Genomic DNA, 2,112 nt, shown 5'->3' on the forward strand with positions numbered 1-2,112 from the left:
GCCGCCGCCTGGGCCGTGACCTACGGCGCCGAGCCGGCGGCGCCGGCCACCCCCCGCGCCGAAGCCTTAGCCCGCGGCACCCGCGGGGGGGCACCGCCGCGCAGCGGTGCCCGCCGGTGCGGGGTCGTGGCGCCAGATCAGTCGAAGATCTCGGCGGAGACGCCCGTGGGGCCCTCGTACTCGCGGTCGGCGATGCCGTCCAGCGCGTCGCGGACCTCCGGGGAGGCGCCGTTGTCCTGAGCCGCCTTCACCAGCGCCTCCTTGGACGCCGGGTAGTCCACGCCGTGCAGCGCCTTCTGGACGTCGATGGGGCTGACGTTCGCCACGACTCGCTCCTCTGCTCGATCTCGGGTTCCGGACCGGCCGCCCCCGGCGACCGGCACCGCCCATCCACCCGCGGATCGGCCGCGCCCGCACGTCGGGACTGCCAGGATCCCCGCGTGGACCGCACCCCCGACCGGCTCGACGCCTCGCCCGCCCTGGCACCGGCGCCCCTGGCCGCCGCGTGGCGGCGCACCCGCCCGCTACGGCGCCTGGTGCACCTGGACTCCGCCGCCGCCGGGCGCAGCAGCTGGGCGGTGCTCGACGCGACCGCCGCGCACGCCCGCCGCGAGGCCGAGGAGGGCGGCTACGTCGCCGCGGCCGCGGCAGCCGACGTCCTGGAGCGCGCCCGCGACGACGTGCGGGCGCTGCTGGGGTGGCCGGCCGGCGAGGGCTCCGTGGCGTTCGTCCACGGCGCCGGGGACGCGCTGGCGCAGCTGCTGCTGGCCTGGCCCGGCGGCGTCCCGGCCACCGCCGCGCACGCGCCGGGCGAGTACGGCCCCAACGTGGCCCTGCTGCGGCACCTGGGCGTGCGCCCGCTGCCCGTGCCGGGACCGCACCGGCTGGACCCGGAGGCGTTCGAGCGCGCCCTGGCCACCGGCCCGCGCCCGGACCTCGTGCACGTCACGTGGGTGGGCAGCCACGCCGGCACCGTGCAGCCCGCCGCTCAGGTCGCGGCCGTCTGCGCCGCGGCGGGGGTGCCCGTCGCGGTGGACGCCGCGCAGGCGCTCGGGCACGTGGACACCGCCCTGGACGCCCTGCCCGCCGCGGCGGACGTCGTGGTCTACGGCACGTCCCGCAAGTGGCTGGCCGGCCCGCGCGGCGTCGGCTTCGTGGCCGCGCGCGGGCCCCTGGCGGCACGCCTGGACCCGCTCGAGCGGGCCGAGGCGCACGTCGCCGGGCGGTTGGGGTTCGCCGCCGCGCTCGCCGAGCACCGCGACCTGGGGCCCGCGGCCGTGCGCACCGGCCTGGCGGCCGTCGGCGCAGCGGTGCGCCACCGCCTGGCAGACGCCCTGCGCGGTTCCTGGGACGTGCTGGAGGACCCGGCGGAGCCCAGCGCCACGGTCACCCTGCGCCCGGCCGACGGCGGTGCGCGCGGCGGCGGCGTGGACCTGGCCGCCCTGCGGGCCCGGCTGCTGGCCCGGGACGGGGTGCTGACGACGTTCCTGGGGACCGAGCGCGCGCCCGGCGAGATGCGCGCGCCGGCGCTGCGGGTCAGCGGCCACCTGGACACCACGGCCGCCGACGTCGACCACCTCGCCGCCGCCCTGCGCCGGGAGGTGCCCGGGCCGCTCTGACGCGCGCGAAGCCCGCGCCGCTGGGAGAGTGGTCGGTGATCACCAGATCACCGACACGAGAACCCGGGAGGTCCGTGATGAAGGGCAAGGTCCTGTTCCTGGTGGCCGGAGCCGCCGGTTACGTCCTCGGCGCCCGCGCCGGCCGGGAGCGCTACGAGCAGATCAGCTCCGCCGCCTCGCGCGCGTGGGGCAACCCCAAGGTGCAGAGCACGGTCAACGACCTGGAGGGCAAGGCCACCGACGCGGCCAAGCAGGCCGGCGCGAAGGCGCAGGAGAAGGTCAGCGCGACCGCCGGCTCGGTGGCCGGGTCCGTGCGCTCGAAGGTGAACGGCGGTGGGGAGGACGCCGAGGAACCGCTCGGCGAGCAGCACCACACCCGCATGCCCACCGACTGACACCCGCACCGCCGCACGCCCTCGGGCGCCCCCCGCTGGGGGGGGGGGGGGGGGGGGGGGGGGCGCTCGTGGGGGGCTGTGGTGTGGGCGGGTGGGGG

At 79.2% G+C, this 2,112-nt stretch carries 3 protein-coding genes; 2 read left to right on the top strand and 1 reads right to left on the bottom strand.

Annotation, left to right across the window (positions count from 1 at the left end):
- Positions 1-137: 137 nt before the first annotated feature.
- Positions 138-326 carry a DUF2795 domain-containing protein gene (locus tag ACRYM0_RS20770; protein WP_432507748.1) on the bottom strand — a complete coding sequence of 63 codons (189 nt, stop codon included), beginning with the start codon at positions 324-326 and terminating at the stop codon, positions 138-140.
- Positions 327-440: 114 nt separating this feature from the next.
- Between ACRYM0_RS20770 and ACRYM0_RS20775 the strand changes: the two genes are divergently transcribed.
- Both ACRYM0_RS20775 and ACRYM0_RS20780 read left to right on the top strand, forming a co-directional pair.
- Positions 441-1,619 carry an aminotransferase class V-fold PLP-dependent enzyme gene (locus tag ACRYM0_RS20775; protein WP_432507749.1) on the top strand — a complete coding sequence of 393 codons (1,179 nt, stop codon included), beginning with the start codon at positions 441-443 and terminating at the stop codon, positions 1,617-1,619.
- Positions 1,620-1,696: 77 nt separating this feature from the next.
- Positions 1,697-2,014: a YtxH domain-containing protein gene (locus ACRYM0_RS20780; protein WP_432507750.1), complete on the top strand. Its 318-nt coding sequence runs from the start codon at positions 1,697-1,699 to the stop codon at positions 2,012-2,014.
- Positions 2,015-2,112: the final 98 nt, after the last annotated feature.

The organism is Kineococcus arenarius subsp. arenarius (assembly GCF_050871845.1).
Taxonomy (GTDB): Bacteria; Actinomycetota; Actinomycetes; order Actinomycetales; family Kineococcaceae; genus Kineococcus.

Bases quoted from the DNA above. Each gene is read 5' to 3' on its own strand.
- ACRYM0_RS20780 (WP_432507750.1), top strand. From the start codon at position 1,697: ATGAAGGGCAAGGTCCTGTTCCTGGTGGCCGGAGCCGCCGGTTACGTC.